General features: G+C 66.7%; 25 protein-coding genes. All 25 read left to right on the forward strand.

The features are described 5' to 3' along the window. The first annotated feature begins 18 nt into the window (after positions 1-18). The 25 genes from rpsL (at position 19) to rplO (ending at position 14,278) form a co-directional block, all read left to right on the forward strand. Entirely contained in the window at positions 19-393 is a 375-nt protein-coding gene (rpsL, locus tag QSK31_RS17615) for a 30S ribosomal protein S12 (RefSeq protein WP_014440718.1), read from the forward strand. A 1-nt stretch (position 394) separates the two neighbouring features. After that, positions 395-865 (forward strand): 30S ribosomal protein S7, encoded by a 471-nt coding sequence (gene rpsG, locus QSK31_RS17620; protein WP_285685155.1) that lies wholly within the window; start codon positions 395-397, stop codon positions 863-865. A gap of 42 nt (positions 866-907) precedes the next feature. After that, positions 908-3,004, forward strand: a complete 2,097-nt coding sequence (gene fusA, locus QSK31_RS17625; protein WP_285685156.1) for an elongation factor G — start codon at positions 908-910, stop codon at positions 3,002-3,004. Positions 3,005-3,162: 158 nt separating this feature from the next. Beyond that, positions 3,163-4,356, forward strand: coding sequence for an elongation factor Tu (gene tuf / locus QSK31_RS17630; protein ID WP_285685157.1), 1,194 nt, complete (start codon positions 3,163-3,165; stop codon positions 4,354-4,356). 275 nt (positions 4,357-4,631) lie between these two features. After that, the gene (gene rpsJ, locus QSK31_RS17635) at positions 4,632-4,940 is read left to right on the forward strand and encodes a 30S ribosomal protein S10 (protein ID WP_007073037.1); all 309 of its coding nucleotides are present in this window, start codon (positions 4,632-4,634) and stop codon (positions 4,938-4,940) included. 11 nt (positions 4,941-4,951) lie between these two features. Next, positions 4,952-5,602 (forward strand): 50S ribosomal protein L3, encoded by a 651-nt coding sequence (gene rplC / locus QSK31_RS17640; protein WP_285685158.1) that lies wholly within the window; start codon positions 4,952-4,954, stop codon positions 5,600-5,602. Further along, positions 5,599-6,246, forward strand: a complete 648-nt coding sequence (gene rplD / locus QSK31_RS17645) for a 50S ribosomal protein L4 (RefSeq protein ID WP_285685159.1) — start codon at positions 5,599-5,601, stop codon at positions 6,244-6,246. The genes rplC and rplD overlap by 4 nt, the downstream gene beginning before the upstream one ends. Next, positions 6,243-6,545, forward strand: a complete 303-nt coding sequence (rplW, locus tag QSK31_RS17650; RefSeq protein WP_285685161.1) for a 50S ribosomal protein L23 — start codon at positions 6,243-6,245, stop codon at positions 6,543-6,545. Before rplD ends, rplW begins: the two co-directional genes overlap by 4 nt. A 13-nt stretch (positions 6,546-6,558) precedes the next feature. Then, a complete protein-coding gene (gene rplB, locus QSK31_RS17655; protein WP_285685162.1) occupies positions 6,559-7,398 on the forward strand; it encodes a 50S ribosomal protein L2 in 840 nt (279 codons plus the stop codon). A 14-nt stretch (positions 7,399-7,412) separates the two neighbouring features. Next, on the forward strand, positions 7,413-7,694 hold the full coding sequence (gene rpsS / locus QSK31_RS17660) for a 30S ribosomal protein S19 (RefSeq protein WP_071803322.1): 282 nt from the start codon (positions 7,413-7,415) through the stop codon (positions 7,692-7,694). A gap of 37 nt (positions 7,695-7,731) precedes the next feature. Next, entirely contained in the window at positions 7,732-8,187 is a 456-nt protein-coding gene (rplV, locus tag QSK31_RS17665; protein ID WP_285685164.1) for a 50S ribosomal protein L22, read from the forward strand. Then, positions 8,187-9,041, forward strand: coding sequence for a 30S ribosomal protein S3 (gene rpsC / locus QSK31_RS17670; protein WP_285685165.1), 855 nt, complete (start codon positions 8,187-8,189; stop codon positions 9,039-9,041). The genes rplV and rpsC overlap by 1 nt, the downstream gene beginning before the upstream one ends. A 3-nt stretch (positions 9,042-9,044) precedes the next feature. Continuing rightward, a complete protein-coding gene (gene rplP / locus QSK31_RS17675; protein ID WP_285685166.1) occupies positions 9,045-9,470 on the forward strand; it encodes a 50S ribosomal protein L16 in 426 nt (141 codons plus the stop codon). Then, positions 9,470-9,703: a 50S ribosomal protein L29 gene (gene rpmC, locus QSK31_RS17680; RefSeq protein WP_285685167.1), complete on the forward strand. Its 234-nt coding sequence runs from the start codon at positions 9,470-9,472 to the stop codon at positions 9,701-9,703. Before rplP ends, rpmC begins: the two co-directional genes overlap by 1 nt. Next, positions 9,700-9,975 (forward strand): 30S ribosomal protein S17, encoded by a 276-nt coding sequence (gene rpsQ, locus QSK31_RS17685; RefSeq protein ID WP_285685168.1) that lies wholly within the window; start codon positions 9,700-9,702, stop codon positions 9,973-9,975. The genes rpmC and rpsQ overlap by 4 nt, the downstream gene beginning before the upstream one ends. Positions 9,976-10,070: 95 nt before the next feature. Next, positions 10,071-10,439, forward strand: a complete 369-nt coding sequence (rplN, locus tag QSK31_RS17690) for a 50S ribosomal protein L14 (RefSeq protein ID WP_023358185.1) — start codon at positions 10,071-10,073, stop codon at positions 10,437-10,439. 79 nt (positions 10,440-10,518) lie between these two features. Beyond that, positions 10,519-10,833, forward strand: coding sequence for a 50S ribosomal protein L24 (gene rplX / locus QSK31_RS17695; protein WP_285685171.1), 315 nt, complete (start codon positions 10,519-10,521; stop codon positions 10,831-10,833). Further along, positions 10,833-11,402 (forward strand): 50S ribosomal protein L5, encoded by a 570-nt coding sequence (gene rplE, locus QSK31_RS17700; RefSeq protein ID WP_285685172.1) that lies wholly within the window; start codon positions 10,833-10,835, stop codon positions 11,400-11,402. Before rplX ends, rplE begins: the two co-directional genes overlap by 1 nt. A 2-nt stretch (positions 11,403-11,404) precedes the next feature. Then, the gene (locus tag QSK31_RS17705) at positions 11,405-11,590 is read left to right on the forward strand and encodes a type Z 30S ribosomal protein S14 (protein ID WP_014440734.1); all 186 of its coding nucleotides are present in this window, start codon (positions 11,405-11,407) and stop codon (positions 11,588-11,590) included. A gap of 67 nt (positions 11,591-11,657) precedes the next feature. Next, entirely contained in the window at positions 11,658-12,065 is a 408-nt protein-coding gene (gene rpsH / locus QSK31_RS17710) for a 30S ribosomal protein S8 (RefSeq protein ID WP_285685173.1), read from the forward strand. A gap of 14 nt (positions 12,066-12,079) precedes the next feature. Next, on the forward strand, positions 12,080-12,619 hold the full coding sequence (gene rplF, locus QSK31_RS17715) for a 50S ribosomal protein L6 (RefSeq protein ID WP_285685174.1): 540 nt from the start codon (positions 12,080-12,082) through the stop codon (positions 12,617-12,619). Further along, positions 12,616-13,011, forward strand: a complete 396-nt coding sequence (rplR, locus tag QSK31_RS17720) for a 50S ribosomal protein L18 (RefSeq protein ID WP_285685175.1) — start codon at positions 12,616-12,618, stop codon at positions 13,009-13,011. Before rplF ends, rplR begins: the two co-directional genes overlap by 4 nt. A gap of 12 nt (positions 13,012-13,023) precedes the next feature. After that, positions 13,024-13,647 carry a 30S ribosomal protein S5 gene (gene rpsE, locus QSK31_RS17725; protein WP_285685177.1) on the forward strand — a complete coding sequence of 208 codons (624 nt, stop codon included), beginning with the start codon at positions 13,024-13,026 and terminating at the stop codon, positions 13,645-13,647. After that, complete coding sequence (gene rpmD, locus QSK31_RS17730) at positions 13,647-13,829, forward strand: 50S ribosomal protein L30 (RefSeq protein ID WP_285685179.1); 183 nt, start codon at positions 13,647-13,649, stop codon at positions 13,827-13,829. The genes rpsE and rpmD overlap by 1 nt, the downstream gene beginning before the upstream one ends. Next, entirely contained in the window at positions 13,829-14,278 is a 450-nt protein-coding gene (gene rplO / locus QSK31_RS17735; RefSeq protein WP_285685181.1) for a 50S ribosomal protein L15, read from the forward strand. Before rpmD ends, rplO begins: the two co-directional genes overlap by 1 nt. Positions 14,279-14,406 lie beyond the last annotated feature (128 nt).

The raw sequence follows: 14,406 nt of genomic DNA on the forward strand, positions 1-14,406 counted from the left end.
AGGGAGCGGAGAAACCCGGTGCCCACGATCCAGCAGCTGGTCCGAAAGGGCCGACAGGCGAAGACGAGCAAGACCAAGACGCCGGCGCTGAAGGGAAGCCCTCAGCGGCGAGGCGTGTGCACGCGCGTCTACACCACTACCCCCAAGAAGCCGAACTCTGCGCTGCGCAAGGTCGCTCGTGTGAAGCTCAGCAGCCAGATCGAGGTGACGGCGTACATCCCGGGCGTCGGCCACAACCTGCAGGAGCACTCGATCGTGCTCGTGCGCGGCGGTCGTGTGAAGGACCTTCCGGGCGTCCGCTACAAGATCGTCCGCGGTTCGCTGGACACCCAGGGTGTCCGCAACCGCAAGCAGGCCCGCAGCCGTTACGGCGCGAAGAAGGAGAAGAGCTGACATGCCCCGTAAAGGCCCCGCTCCGCGCCACCCGGTGGTCGCCGATCCGGTCTACAACTCACCGCTGGTCACCCAGCTGGTGAACAAGATCCTGGTCGGTGGCAAGCGTGCGCTTGCCGAGCGCATCGTCTACGGCGCCCTCGAGGGCTGCCGCGAGAAGAACAGCACCGACCCCGTGGTGACGCTCAAGCGCGCGATGGACAACGTCAAGCCGACCCTCGAGGTCCGCAGCCGCCGTGTCGGTGGCGCGACCTACCAGGTGCCGGTCGAGGTTCGCACGCCGCGGCAGACCACCCTGGGCCTGCGCTGGCTGGTGCAGTACTCCAAGGCCCGTCGCGAGAAGACCATGATCGAGCGCCTGCAGAACGAGCTGCTGGACGCCAGCAACGGCCTCGGTGCCGCGGTCAAGCGTCGCGAGGACACCCACAAGATGGCGGAGTCCAACAAGGCCTTCGCGCACTACCGGTGGTAGTCAACCACCACCTGACGACGACGAAGACGAAGAGGGATTGAAGTGGCCGCCGCAGACGCGCTCGCCAACGTACGCAACATCGGCATCATGGCGCACATCGACGCCGGTAAGACCACGACGACCGAGCGAATCCTGTTCTACACCGGTATCACGTACAAGATCGGTGAGGTCCACGAGGGCGCGGCCGTCATGGACTGGATGGAGCAGGAGCAGGAACGCGGGATCACGATCACCTCCGCCGCCACCAAGTGCGAGTGGAAGGGTCACACGATCCAGATCATCGACACGCCCGGCCACGTCGACTTCACGGTCGAGGTCGAGCGGTCGCTGCGCGTTCTGGACGGCGCGGTCGCGGTCTACGACGGTGTGGCCGGCGTGGAGCCGCAGACGGAGAACGTCTGGCGGCAGGCCGACAAGTACAACGTCCCGCGTATGTGCTTCGTCAACAAGCTGGACCGTACGGGAGCGGACTTCTTCCGCTGCGTGCAGATGATGATCGACCGGCTGAACGCGACGCCTCTGGTCCTGCAGATCCCGATCGGGCTCGAGGGCAACCACATCGGCGTCGTCGACCTGATCGGCATGCGTGCGCTCACCTGGCGTGGGGAGACCCAGAAGGGTGACGACTACGCGATCGAGGAGGTCCCGGCCGAGCTGCTCGACTCCGCGAACGAGTGGCGCGAGAAGCTGATCGAGACCCTGGCCGACGTCGACGACGAGGTCATGGTCAAGTACCTCGACGGCATCGCGCTGACCGAGGTCGAGATCAAGGACGCCATCCGGCGCTCCACGATCGCCGGCAAGGCCAACCCGGTGCTGTGCGGCTCGGCGTTCAAGAACAAGGGCGTGCAGCCCATGCTCGACGCCGTGGTCGACTTCCTGCCGTCGCCGCTGGACATCCCGGCGATCGAGGGAACCGCGCCGGACGGCGAGACGGTCCTGCTGCGCAAGCCGGCCAACTCGGAGCCGTTCTCCGGCCTGGCCTTCAAGATCCAGACCGACAAGCACCTCGGCAAGCTCACCTACTTCCGGGTTTACTCGGGAACGGTGGAGACCGGGTCTCAGGTGGTCAACTCCACCAAGGACCGCAAGGAGCGCATCGGCAAGATCTACCAGATGCACGCGAACAAGCGTGAGGAGCGCTCGTCGGCGCAGGCCGGCGACATCATCGCGGTGCAGGGTCTGAAGCAGACCACCACCGGCGACACGCTCTGCGACCCGGCCAACCCGGTCATCCTGGAGTCGATGACGTTCCCGGAGCCGGTCATCCAGGTCGCCATCGAGCCGAAGACCAAGTCCGACCAGGAGAAGCTCGGCACCGCCATCCAGCGGCTCGCCGAGGAGGACCCGACCTTCCGCGTCTGGAACGACGAGGAGACCGGTCAGACCGTCATCGCCGGCATGGGCGAGCTCCACCTCGACATCCTCGTCGACCGCATGCGGCGCGAGTTCAACGTCGAGGCGAACATCGGTAAGCCTCAGGTGGCGTACCGCGAGACCATTCGCGGCACCGTCGAGAAGCTGACCTTCGTTCACAAGAAGCAGACCGGTGGTTCCGGCCAGTACGCGAAGGTCGTCATCACGGTCGAGCCGCTGCCGCTCGAGGCCGACGGCCCGACGTACGAGTTCGTCAACGCCGTCAGCGGTGGCCGCATCCCCAAGGAGTTCATCCCCTCGGTGGACGCGGGCGCCCAGGATGCTCTGCAGTACGGCGTGCTGGCCGGCTACCCGCTGGTCGGTGTGAAGTTCACGCTTCTCGACGGTCAGTACCACGAGGTCGACTCGTCCGAGATGGCGTTCAAGATCGCCGGCTCGATGGTGATGAAGGAGGCGGCCCGCAAGGCCGACCCCGCGCTGCTCGAGCCGATGATGGCCGTCGAGGTGACCACGCCCGAGGACAACATGGGCGATGTCATCGGCGACCTCAACTCCCGCCGTGGCCTGATCCAGTCGATGGAGGAGCGCTCCGGCGCCCGCGTCATCAAGGCATCGGTGCCGCTGTCGGAGATGTTCGGCTACGTCGGCGACCTGCGGTCGAAGACCCAGGGCCGGGCGAGCTACAGCATGCAGTTCGACTCCTACGCCGAGGTTCCGCAGAACGTGGCGAAGGAGATCATCGCGAAGGCCACCGGAGCCTGATCGTTGATCACCGTGTGGCCCTCCCATGAGGGCCGCACGGCGGCCCAAGTTCTGACCCGCCATCCGGCGGGCCGGGACGTGACGGCCGCGAGTTCAGCCGTTCCCGATGGCAAGTCGGGTCGGGAGAAAGAAAAGACCCAGTCCACAGGAGGACACCAGTGGCGAAGGCGAAGTTCGAGCGGACTAAGCCGCACGTCAACATCGGCACCATTGGTCACATCGACCACGGTAAGACGACGCTGACTGCGGCCATCACGAAGGTCCTGCACGACCAGTACCCGGACCTGAACCCGTACACCCCGTTCGACGAGATCGACAAGGCGCCGGAGGAGAAGGCCCGCGGCATCACGATCTCGATCGCACACGTCGAGTACCAGACCGAGTCGCGGCACTACGCGCACGTCGACTGCCCCGGTCACGCGGACTACATCAAGAACATGATCACCGGTGCCGCGCAGATGGACGGCGCGATCCTGGTGGTTGCCGCGACCGACGGCCCGATGCCGCAGACCAAGGAGCACGTGCTCCTGGCCCGCCAGGTCGGTGTGCCGTACATCGTTGTCGCCCTGAACAAGAGCGACATGGTCGACGACGAGGAGCTCCTGGAGCTCGTCGAGCTCGAGGTTCGCGAGCTGCTCAGCACCTACGAGTTCCCGGGCGACGACCTGCCGGTCGTGCGTGTCTCGGCGCTCAAGGCGCTCGAGGGCGACGCGGAGTGGACCGAGAAGCTCCTCGAGCTGATGAACGCGGTCGACACCGCGATCCCGCAGCCCGAGCGTGACACCGAGAAGCCGTTCCTCATGCCCATCGAGGACGTCTTCACGATCACCGGTCGTGGCACCGTGGTGACGGGTCGCGCCGAGCGCGGCATCCTGAAGCCGAACGAGGAGGTCGAGATCGTCGGCATCCGCGAGAAGTCGACGAAGACCGTCTGCACCGGCATCGAGATGTTCCGCAAGCTGCTCGACGAGGCCCGCGCGGGTGAGAACGTCGGTCTGCTGCTCCGCGGTATCAAGCGCGAGGACGTCGAGCGCGGCATGGTCGTGGTCAAGCCCGGCTCGGCCACCCCGCACACGGAGTTCGAGGGCCAGGTCTACATCCTCTCCAAGGAGGAGGGCGGCCGGCACACCCCGTTCTTCCAGAACTACCGCCCGCAGTTCTACTTCCGCACCACGGACGTCACCGGCGTCGTCACGCTGCCCGAGGGCACCGAGATGGTCATGCCGGGCGACTCCACCAGCATGTCGGTCAAGCTGATCCAGCCGATCGCCATGGACCAGGGCCTGAAGTTCGCGATCCGCGAGGGTGGCCGCACCGTCGGCGCCGGAACGGTCACGAAGATCAACGTCTGACGAAGGTGACCCCGATTAGCATCGCCGGGTTCGATACGGCATACTAGTCAGGTTGCGTCCGCGCGGGGTGGCCAGATGCCTCAAGGCAGCTGGCCACCCTCGCCGGGTGTCCGGTGTGTTCTTTGGCCACCGGCGCCTCGATCCCCGATTCAAGGGTTTGGGTTGTCGCTGCAGTACGTCAGCGATTGCGACACGCCCGACCGCGGGGGTCGGACAAACAGGCGAAGGAAGCCTTCGCAACGTAGCGGCATCGAGAGAAGGAAACAGAAGCCATCATGGCGGGACAGAAGATCCGCATCCGGCTCAAGGCCTATGACCACGAGGTCGTCGACTCCTCGGCGCGGAAGATCGTCGAGACGGTGACGCGTACCGGGGCGCAGGTTGCGGGCCCGGTGCCGCTGCCCACGGAGATCAACCGTTTCTGCGTGATCCGTTCGCCGCACAAGTACAAGGACTCGCGCGAGCACTTCGAGATGCGCACGCACAAGCGTCTGATCGACATCATCGACCCGACTCCGAAGACGGTCGACTCGCTCATGCGTCTCGACCTGCCGGCTGGCGTCGACATCGAGATCAAGCTGTAGGGATCGCGATCATGGACAGGCAAGTGAAGGGCATTCTGGGCGCCAAGCTCGGCATGACCCAGGTCTGGGACAACAACAAGGTTGTCCCGGTCACTGTGGTGCAGGCCGGCCCATGCGTGGTGACCCAGGTCCGCACCCCCGAGGCCGACGGCTACGCCGCGGTCCAGTTGGCGTACGGCGCCATCGACCCGCGCAAGGTGAGCAAGCCGAAGAGCGGCCACTTCGCGAAGGCCAACGTGTCGCCGCGGCGGCACGTCGTCGAGCTGCGCACCACGGACGCCGGCGAGTACGAGCTCGGCCAAGAGGTCACCGTCGAGACGTTCCCGGTCGGTACGCCGATCGACGTCACCGGTAAGACCAAGGGCAAGGGCTTCGCCGGTGTCATCAAGCGGCACGGCTTCCACGGCCTCAAGGCCAGCCACGGCGTCGAGCGCAAGCACCGCTCGCCGGGCTCCATCGGCGCCTGCGCGACCCCGGGTCGCGTCTTCAAGGGCGTCCGGATGGCGGGCCGGATGGGTGGCCGGCGCTTCACCGTGCAGAACCTCACGGTGCAGGCGGTCGACACCGAGAACAACCTCATCCTGGTCAAGGGCGCTGTTCCCGGCCCCAAGGGTGCGCTGATCCTGGTCCGCACCGCGGCCAAGAAGGGCGGTGCCGCATGAGTTCGGTCGACGTGATCAACGCCAAGGGCGAGAAGACCGGTTCGGTCGACCTGCCCGCCAGCGTCTTCGACGTGCAGGCCAACATTCCGCTGATGCACCAGGTCGTGGTGGCCCAGCTGGCCGCCGCTCGCCAGGGCACGGCCAAGGCCAAGACCCGCGGCGAGGTCGCCGGTGGCGGCAAGAAGCCGTACAAGCAGAAGGGCACCGGTCGCGCCCGCCAGGGCTCGATCCGCGCGCCGCAGTTCACCGGCGGTGGCGTCGTGCACGGTCCCGTGCCGCGCGACTACAGCCAGCGGACGCCCAAGAAGATGAAGGCCGCCGCTCTCCGTGGCGCCCTGTCCGACCGGGCTCGTGAGGGCCGGGTGCACATCGTCGAGTCGTTCATCGACGGCGACACCCCGTCCACCAAGGCGGCGCTGACCGTGCTGCGCAAGGCCACCGAGAGCACCAAGGTGCTCGTCGTGCTGGACTCCGAGGATCACGTCGCGTGGTACTCGCTGCGCAACGACCACGGCGTGCACCTGCTCGAGGCGGGCCAGCTCAACACGTACGACGTGCTGGTTGCCGACGAGGTCGTCTTCACCAAGGCCGGCCTCGACGAGTTCCTCGGCCGGACCGAGACCTCCGGGGAGGGGGAGAAGTGACCACGATCGCCGACCCGCGGGACATCATCTTCGCGCCCGTGATCTCCGAGAAGAGCTACAGCGTTCTCGACCAGAACTGGTACACGTTCCTGGTCGACCCGAATGCCAACAAGACGCAGATCAAGATCGCGATCCAGCAGATCTTCGACGTGCGCGTGCTGACCGTGAACACGGCGAACCGCGAGGGCAAGCGCAAGCGGACCAAGACCGGCTTCGGACAGCGCAAGGCCACCAAGCGCGCGATGGTCAAGCTGGCGGAGGGCGACCGGATCGACGCCTTCGGCGGACCGGTCAGCTAAGGGGTTATGACTCATGCCTATCCGTAAGTACAAGCCGACCACGCCCGGTCGCCGCGGCTCGAGTGTCTCGGACTTTGCCGAGATCACGCGGTCCACGCCGGAGAAGAGCTTGCTGGCTCCGCTGCCCAAGAAGGGTGGCCGCAACGTCCACGGACGTATCACCACGCGGCACCAGGGCGGTGGCCACAAGCGCCAGTACCGGATGATCGACTTCCGGCGCAATGACAAGGACGGCGTGCCGGCCAAGGTCGCTCACATCGAGTACGACCCGAACCGGACCGCGCGTATCGCGCTGCTGCACTACCTCGACGGCGAGAAGCGTTACATCATCGCCCCGAAGGACCTGAAGCAGGGCGACCGCGTCGAGTCCGGCGTCGGTTCGGACATCAAGCCGGGTAACAACCTGCCGCTCCGTAACATCCCGGTCGGTACGACGGTCCACAACGTGGAGCTTCGTCCCGGCGGTGGCGCCAAGCTGGCCCGTTCGGCCGGCGTCGGCATCCAGCTGCTCGGTCGCGAGGGTGTGTACGCCACGCTGCGTATGCCCTCCGGCGAGATCCGTCGCGTCGACGTGCGCTGCCGCGCAACCGTCGGCGAGATCGGCAACGCCGACCAGTCGAACATCAACTGGGGCAAGGCCGGCCGCATGCGGTGGAAGGGCAAGCGCCCGACCGTCCGTGGTGTCGCCATGAACCCTGTCGACCACCCGCACGGTGGTGGTGAGGGTAAGACCTCCGGTGGTCGCCACCCGGTCAACCCGGGCGGCAAGCCCGAGGGCCGTACCCGCCGCAAGGGCCAGGAGAGCGACAAGCTGATCGTTCGCCGCCGCTACGCCACCCGCAAGCGCGGGTAACGGGAGTTTAAAAGATGCCTCGCAGCCTCAAGAAGGGCCCGTTCATCGACGACCACCTCCTCAAGAAGGTGGAAGTCCAGAACGAGAAGAACTCGAAGAATGTCATCAAGACCTGGTCGCGACGCTCGACGATCATTCCCGACATGCTCGGGCACACGATCGCTGTGCACGACGGACGCAAGCACGTCCCGGTGTTCATCACCGAGGCCATGGTCGGGCACAAGCTCGGCGAGTTCGCTCTGACCCGCACGTTCAAGGGTCACGAGAAGGACGACCGCAAGAGCCGTCGTCGCTAAGCAGATCACGGATTCAGAGGATTTAGGAGCTACAGCGATGCCAGTCAAGGGCGACGCTCCGGTGCTTCCGGGCGCGCGGGCGATTGCGCGCCATGTGCGCATCTCGCCGAACAAGGCGCGCCGGGTGGTCAACCTCGTCCGCGGTCTGCCCGCGAAGGAGGCTCTCACCGTCCTGCAGTTCGCGCCTCAAGCGGCGAGCGAGCAGGTCTACAAGGTGTTGGCCAGCGCGATCGCGAACGCGGAGAACAACGAGCGACTCGACCCGGACGCGCTCCTGGTGAGTGAGGCGTTCGTCGACGAGGGTCCGACGCTCAAGCGGTTCCGGCCGCGGGCGCAAGGCCGGGCGTACCGGATCCGTAAGCGCACGTGCCACATCACCATCGCGGTCGAGGCGGTCCAAGTGGCCCGTCCGGCCAAGAAGGCCGTACCGGCCAAGAAGGCCGAGCCGGCCGCTGAGCCGCAGAAGGCCGAGACCACGGAGGACACCGAGTAATGGGTCAGAAAGTTCACCCCACCGGATTCCGCCTCGGCATCTCCACCGACTGGAAGAGCCGCTGGTTCGCGGACAAGCTCTACAAGGACTACATCGGCGAGGACGTCAAGATCCGCCGGATGATGTCCAAGGGCCTGGAGCGTGCCGGCATCTCCAAGGTGGACATCGAGCGGACCCGCGACCGGGTCCGGGTCGACATCCACACCGCCCGGCCGGGCATCGTCATCGGCCGTAAGGGCGCGGAGGCCGACCGGATCCGCGGCGAGCTCGAGAAGCTGACCGGCAAGCAGGTCCAGCTGAACATCCTCGAGGTGAAGTACCCCGAGTCGGACGCGCAGCTCGTCGCCCAGGCGGTGGCCGAGCAGCTGTCCAGCCGGGTCAGCTTCCGTCGGGCGATGCGCAAGGCCATGCAGTCGGCCATGAAGAACCCGATCTGCAAGGGCATCCGGGTGCAGGTCTCCGGCCGCCTCGGCGGCGCGGAGATGAGCCGCACGGAGTTCTACCGTGAGGGTCGTGTCCCGCTGCACACGTTGCGCGCCAACATCGAGTACGGCTTCTTCGAGGCCCGTACCACGTTCGGCCGCATCGGCGTGAAGGTGTGGATCTACAAGGGTGACGCCGTCGCCGGCCGCGAGGCCGTGCAGGAGGCGCCCGCCCGTCCGCGCCGGGACCGTGCCGAGCGTCCCGCCCGTCGTGGCCGTTCCGGTTCGTCCGGCACGACCGCGGGCGGCACCGAGGCCGGTCGCGCCGCCGCTCAGTCGCGCGGTGGCGACACCCCGACCGGTGAGTCGACCTCCGACGCGGCCGTCGCTGCGGCGCCGGCCGTCGCCGACCCGCAGCCGAAGGAGGGCTGACACATGCTGATGCCGCGCAAGCCCCCGAAGGGCTTCCGCAAGCCGCACCACCCGGACCGCCACGGCGCGTCCAAGGGCGGCAACCGTGTGGTCTTCGGCGAGTTCGGTATCCAGGCACTGGAGCCGGCCTACGTGACCAACCGGCAGATCGAGTCGGCTCGTATCGCCATGACCCGTCACATCAAGCGTGGTGGCAAGGTCTGGATCTCGATCTTCCCTGACCAGGCGCTGACCAAGAAGCCCGCCGAGACCCGGATGGGTTCCGGCAAGGGCTCGCCCGAGTGGTGGGTGGCCAACGTCAAGCCGGGCCGGATCCTGTTCGAGATGTCGTTCCCGAACGAGACCGTGGCACGCGAGGCCATGCGCCGCGCGATCCACAAGCTCCCGATGAAGTGCCGCATCGTGACGCGTGAAGGGGTGGAGAGCTGATGGCAGCGGGCGTTAAGGCAGCCGAGCTGCGCGACACCTCCGACGAGGACCTGGTCGCGAAGCTGCGGGAGGCCAAGGCGGAGCTGTTCAACCTCCGCGTGCAGGGCGCTACCGGCCAGCTGGACAACCACCGCCGGCTTCAGGTGGTCCGCAAGGACATCGCCCGGATCTACACGATCATGCGTGAGCGGGAGCTTGGGCTCTCGGCCGCGCCGGATGAGGTGACAGCATGAGTGAGGAAACCACTGCCGCTCCCCGGACCCAGCGCAAGGTGCGCGAGGGTCTCGTGGTCGGCGACAAGATGGACAAGACCGTCGTCGTCGAGGTCGAGGATCGCGTCAAGCACGCCCTCTACGGCAAGGTTCTTCGCCGGACCCGCAAGCTGTATGTGCACGACGAGCAGAACGCGTGCGGCGTCGGCGACCGGGTTTCGCTGATGGAGACCCGTCCGCTCTCCGCCACCAAGCGGTGGCGGATCGTGGAGATCCTCGAAAAGGCCAAGTGAGTGCGCCGGGCCGGTTCCCACCGGCCCGGCGGCCCATCGTTCCGCCAAGCTCCGCTGTTTCGGCTGCGGAGAACTGGCAGACATAGGAGACAGACGTGATTCAGCAGGAGTCGCGACTCCGCGTCGCTGACAACACGGGTGCCAGGGAAATCCTGTGCATCCGCGTGCTCGGCGGCTCAGGTCGCCGCTACGCGAGCATCGGCGATGTGATCGTGGCCACGGTCAAGGACGCCATTCCCGGCGCCGGTGTGAAGAAGGGTGACGTCGTCAAGGCGGTCATCGTCCGCACGGCCAAGGAGAGGCGTCGTCCGGACGGCTCGTACATCCGCTTCGACGAGAACGCTGCCGTCATCATCAAGGACGGCGGCGACCCCCGCGGTACGCGTATCTTCGGCCCGGTCGGCCGCGAGCTTCGCGACAAGCGGTTCATGAAGATCATCAGCCTGGCGCCGGAGGTGCTCTGACTATGAGCGAGCGTAGCGAGCGCATCAGGCTAGATCTTTGCCCGACCACGACGGACGGCGACCGACGGGAGGCGCTGGCATGAAGATCAAGAAGGGCGACACGGTCGTCGTCATCGCCGGCAAGGACAAGGGTGCCAAGGGCAAGGTCATCGCGGCCTACCCCCGCACCGACAAGGTCCTCGTCGAGGGCGTGAACCGCATCAAGAAGCACGAGCGCATCCGCACGACGCAGCGCGGCGCCAAGACGGGCGGCATCGTCACGCAGGAAGCCTCGATCCACATCTCGAACGTGCAGATCGTGGACTCGGACGGCAAGCCGACCCGGGTCGGTTACCGCATCGACGACAACGGCCAGAAGGTCCGGATCGCGCGCAGCAACGGTAAGGACCTGTGATGACCGCGACCACCGAGACCAAGACTCTGCCCCGGCTCAAGCAGAAGTACCGCTCCGAGGTCATCGCCTCGCTGCAGGAGCAGTTCAAGTACGGCAACCCCATGCAGACCCCCGGCCTGGTCAAGGTCGTGGTCAACATGGGTGTCGGCGAGGCTGCCCGGGACGCGAAGCTGATCGACGGCGCGGTCAAGGACCTGACCACGATCACCGGTCAGAAGCCGCTGATCCGGCGGGCGACCAAGTCCATCGCGCAGTTCAAGCTCCGCGAGGGCATGCCGATCGGCGCGAAGGTCACCCTGCGCAACGACCGGATGTGGGAGTTCCTGGACCGCCTGCTGTCCATCGCGCTGCCGCGTATCCGCGACTTCCGCGGCCTGGACGGGCGCAAGCTCGACGGGCACGGCAACTACACGTTCGGTCTGACCGAGCAGTCGGTGTTCCACGAGATCGACCAGGACAAGATCGATCGGACCCGCGGCATGGACATCACCGTCGTGACGACGGCCACGACCGACGACGAGGGCCGGGCGCTGCTCAAGCTCCTGGGCTTCCCGTTCAAGGAGAACTGAGCATGGCTAAGAAGGCGCTGATCATCAAGGCTGCCGCGAAGCCGAAGTTCGCTGTGCGTGCTTACACCCGCTGCCAGAAGTGCGGTCGGCCTCACTCGGTCTACCGCAAGTTCGGTCTGTGCCGGGTGTGCGTCCGGGACATGGCTCACCGCGGTGAGCTGCCCGGCGTTTCGAAGGCTTCCTGGTAACCAAGCAATACCGCTTCGCCGTAGGCCCCGGTCGGGGAACCCCGGCGAGAAAGGTTGACGAATACCCATGACGATGACGGACCCGATCGCAGACATGCTCACGCGTCTGCGTAACGCCAACCAGGCGTACCACGACAAGGTGACCATGCCCTTCTCGAAGATCAAGGCGAACATCGCCGAGGTCCTCAAGGCAGAGGGCTACATCGCCTCCTGGTCGGCTGAGGACCCCGAGGAAGGCGCTGTCGGCAAGCGTCTGGTCGTTGAGCTGAAGTTCGGCCAGAACCGCGAGCGCAGCCTCGCCGGCATCAAGCGCGTGTCCAAGCCCGGCCTGCGGGTGTACGCGAAGTCCGACGAGCTCCCTCGGGTGCTCGGTGGCCTGGGCGTCGCGATCATCTCGACATCCCAGGGACTGCTGACCGACCGGCAGGCCCGCAAGCGGAGCGTTGGCGGGGAAGTCCTCGCCTACGTCTGGTAACGGGAGAACCTGACATGTCGCGAATCGGACGTAAGTCGATCCCGGTCCCGGCCGGCGTCGATGTCACCATCTCGGGCCAGACCGTCAAGGTCAAGGGCCCCAAGGGCGAGCTCTCGCACACCGTCGCCGAGCCGATCACGGTCGAGCAGGCGGACGGCGAGCTGCACGTCAATCGCCCCGACGACGAGCGTCGGGCCAAGGAGCTCCACGGCCTGTCGCGTACCCTCGTCGCCAACATGATCGTCGGCGTCACCGAGGGCTACAAGAAGACGCTGGAGATCAACGGCACCGGTTACCGCGTGACCGCCAAGGGCAAGGACCTCGAGTTCGCCCTGGGCTTCTCGCACCCGGTCCCGGTCCCGGCGCCGGACGGCATCACCTTCTCGGTGGAGCGGCCCACGCAGTTCACCGTTGCGGGCATCGACAAGCAGCTGGTCGGCGAGGTCGCCGCCAACATCCGGAAGATCCGCCCGCCGGAGCCCTACAAGGGCAAGGGCGTCAAGTACCAGGGCGAGGTCATCCGCCGCAAGGCTGGAAAGGCAGGTAAGAAGTGACCGCCACGCTCCTCAAGCGCCGCAACGGTGGCGGCCCCGCCGCGAAGCGGGTCGTCGGGAAGGCGCGTCGGCACTTCCGGGTCCGCAAGAACGTCCGCGGCACCGCCGAGCGCCCGCGCTTGGTCGTCACCCGGTCCTCGCGGCACATTTCCGCGCAGATCATCGACGACCTCAAGGGCCACACCATCGCCTCGGCCTCCACGCTCGACGCCTCGCTGCGAGGCACCGAGGGTGACAAGAGCGCCCTGGCCGCCAAGGTCGGCGCACTCGTCGCCGAGCGGGCGAAGACGGCGGGTCTGTCCAAGGTCGTTTTTGACCGCGGCGGCAACCGGTACGCGGGGCGCATCGCCGCGCTGGCCGATGCTGCCCGCGAATCCGGACTCGAGTTCTAGGAAGGAATACCAATGCCTGGTCAGCAGCGCCGTGGCGGCGGGTCCGGCGGCAACAACGAAGGTGGCGGCCGCCGGGACAACCGCCGTGAGGGCGGTCGCGGCAACGCGCCCGTCGACAAGACTCCCCACCTCGAGCGGGTGGTCGCGATCAACCGTGTCGCGAAGGTCGTCAAGGGTGGTCGTCGCTTCAGCTTCACCGCCCTGGTGATCGTCGGTGACGGTGACGGCACCGTCGGCATCGGATACGGCAAGGCCAAGGAGGTGCCCGCGGCGATCGCCAAGGGTGTCGAGGAGGCCAAGAAGCACTTCTTCAAGGTGCCTCGGATCGCTTCGACGATTCCGCACCCGATCACCGGCGAGGCCGCCGCGGGTGTCGTGCTCCTCAAGCCGGCGTCGGCTGGTACCGGTGTCATCGCCGGTGGCCCGGTGCGCGCCGTGCTGGAGTGCGCGGGAATCCACGACATTCTGAGCAAGAGCCTCGGGTCGTCGAACCCGATCAACATCGTGCACGCGACGGTGGCCGCGCTGAAGGGCCTCGAGTCGCCGGAGCAGGTCGCGTCTCGTCGTGGCCTTCCGGTCGAGGACGTCGCACCGGCGGCCATGCTGGCGGCGCGTGCGGAAGCGGCGGTGCACTGATGGCGCGCCTGAAGGTCACCCAGAAACGATCCTCGATCGGCCGTAAGCAGAACCAGCGGGACTCCCTGCGGTCGCTCGGGCTGAAGCGGATCAACGATGTGGTGGTCAAGGAGGACCGTCCCGAGATTCGGGGCATGATCTTCGCCGTGAGCCACCTGGTGAGCGTCGAGGAGGTCGAGTAATGCCGATCAAGGTCCACCACCTGCGCCCTGCCCCCGGCGCCAAGAAAGCGAAGACCCGTGTGGGTCGCGGTGAGGGCTCCAAGGGCAAGACGGCCGGTCGCGGCACCAAGGGCACCGGCGCCCGTAAGAACGTCTCCGCGGCGTTCGAGGGTGGCCAGATGCCCATCCACATGCGGCTGCCGAAGATGAAGGGGCTGAAGAACAAGCCCCGCAACAAGGTCGTCTTCCAGGTCGTCAATCTCGACCGTCTCGCCGAGCTGTTCCCCGACGGCGGCGAGATCGGCCCGGTGCAGCTTGTCGAGGCTGGTGCGGTTCGCAAGAACCTGCCGGTCAAGGTGCTTGGCACCGGCGAGCTGAACGGTGTTGCGCTGACCATTTCGGCGCACGCGTTCAGTGAGTCGGCCAAGGACAAGATCGCTGCCGCCGGCGGATCCACCACCGAGCTGTAAGGCTTGCGGGGGTGCTCGCCCGGGCGTCGTGAGGCGTTCGGCGAGCATCCCCTTTTGTGACGTCTGATGCACCTCGGGGCCGATGCGGCCACCGTGACTGACCGCAGGCGTTCACGACTGTTAGAGTC

This window comes from Actinoplanes sp. NBRC 103695 (genome assembly GCF_030269485.1).
In the GTDB taxonomy this organism is placed as follows: Bacteria; Actinomycetota; Actinomycetes; order Mycobacteriales; family Micromonosporaceae; genus Actinoplanes.

What these genes read in the sequence shown, in the direction of transcription:
- rpsG (WP_285685155.1), top strand. Translation starts at nt 395, where the DNA reads ATGCCCCGTAAAGGCCCCGCTCCGCGCCACCCGGTGGTCGCCGATCCG.
- rpsJ (WP_007073037.1), top strand. Translation starts at nt 4,632, where the DNA reads ATGGCGGGACAGAAGATCCGCATCCGGCTCAAGGCCTATGACCACGAG.
- rplC (WP_285685158.1), top strand. Translation starts at nt 4,952, where the DNA reads ATGGACAGGCAAGTGAAGGGCATTCTGGGCGCCAAGCTCGGCATGACC.
- rplD (WP_285685159.1), top strand. Translation starts at nt 5,599, where the DNA reads ATGAGTTCGGTCGACGTGATCAACGCCAAGGGCGAGAAGACCGGTTCG.
- rplB (WP_285685162.1), top strand. Translation starts at nt 6,559, where the DNA reads ATGCCTATCCGTAAGTACAAGCCGACCACGCCCGGTCGCCGCGGCTCG.
- rpsS (WP_071803322.1), top strand. Translation starts at nt 7,413, where the DNA reads ATGCCTCGCAGCCTCAAGAAGGGCCCGTTCATCGACGACCACCTCCTC.
- rplV (WP_285685164.1), top strand. Translation starts at nt 7,732, where the DNA reads ATGCCAGTCAAGGGCGACGCTCCGGTGCTTCCGGGCGCGCGGGCGATT.
- rpsC (WP_285685165.1), top strand. Translation starts at nt 8,187, where the DNA reads ATGGGTCAGAAAGTTCACCCCACCGGATTCCGCCTCGGCATCTCCACC.
- rplP (WP_285685166.1), top strand. Translation starts at nt 9,045, where the DNA reads ATGCTGATGCCGCGCAAGCCCCCGAAGGGCTTCCGCAAGCCGCACCAC.
- rpmC (WP_285685167.1), top strand. Translation starts at nt 9,470, where the DNA reads ATGGCAGCGGGCGTTAAGGCAGCCGAGCTGCGCGACACCTCCGACGAG.
- rpsQ (WP_285685168.1), top strand. Translation starts at nt 9,700, where the DNA reads ATGAGTGAGGAAACCACTGCCGCTCCCCGGACCCAGCGCAAGGTGCGC.
- rplX (WP_285685171.1), top strand. Translation starts at nt 10,519, where the DNA reads ATGAAGATCAAGAAGGGCGACACGGTCGTCGTCATCGCCGGCAAGGAC.
- rplE (WP_285685172.1), top strand. Translation starts at nt 10,833, where the DNA reads ATGACCGCGACCACCGAGACCAAGACTCTGCCCCGGCTCAAGCAGAAG.
- QSK31_RS17705 (WP_014440734.1), top strand. Translation starts at nt 11,405, where the DNA reads ATGGCTAAGAAGGCGCTGATCATCAAGGCTGCCGCGAAGCCGAAGTTC.
- rpsH (WP_285685173.1), top strand. Translation starts at nt 11,658, where the DNA reads ATGACGATGACGGACCCGATCGCAGACATGCTCACGCGTCTGCGTAAC.
- rplF (WP_285685174.1), top strand. Translation starts at nt 12,080, where the DNA reads ATGTCGCGAATCGGACGTAAGTCGATCCCGGTCCCGGCCGGCGTCGAT.
- rpsE (WP_285685177.1), top strand. Translation starts at nt 13,024, where the DNA reads ATGCCTGGTCAGCAGCGCCGTGGCGGCGGGTCCGGCGGCAACAACGAA.
- rpmD (WP_285685179.1), top strand. Translation starts at nt 13,647, where the DNA reads ATGGCGCGCCTGAAGGTCACCCAGAAACGATCCTCGATCGGCCGTAAG.
- rplO (WP_285685181.1), top strand. Translation starts at nt 13,829, where the DNA reads ATGCCGATCAAGGTCCACCACCTGCGCCCTGCCCCCGGCGCCAAGAAA.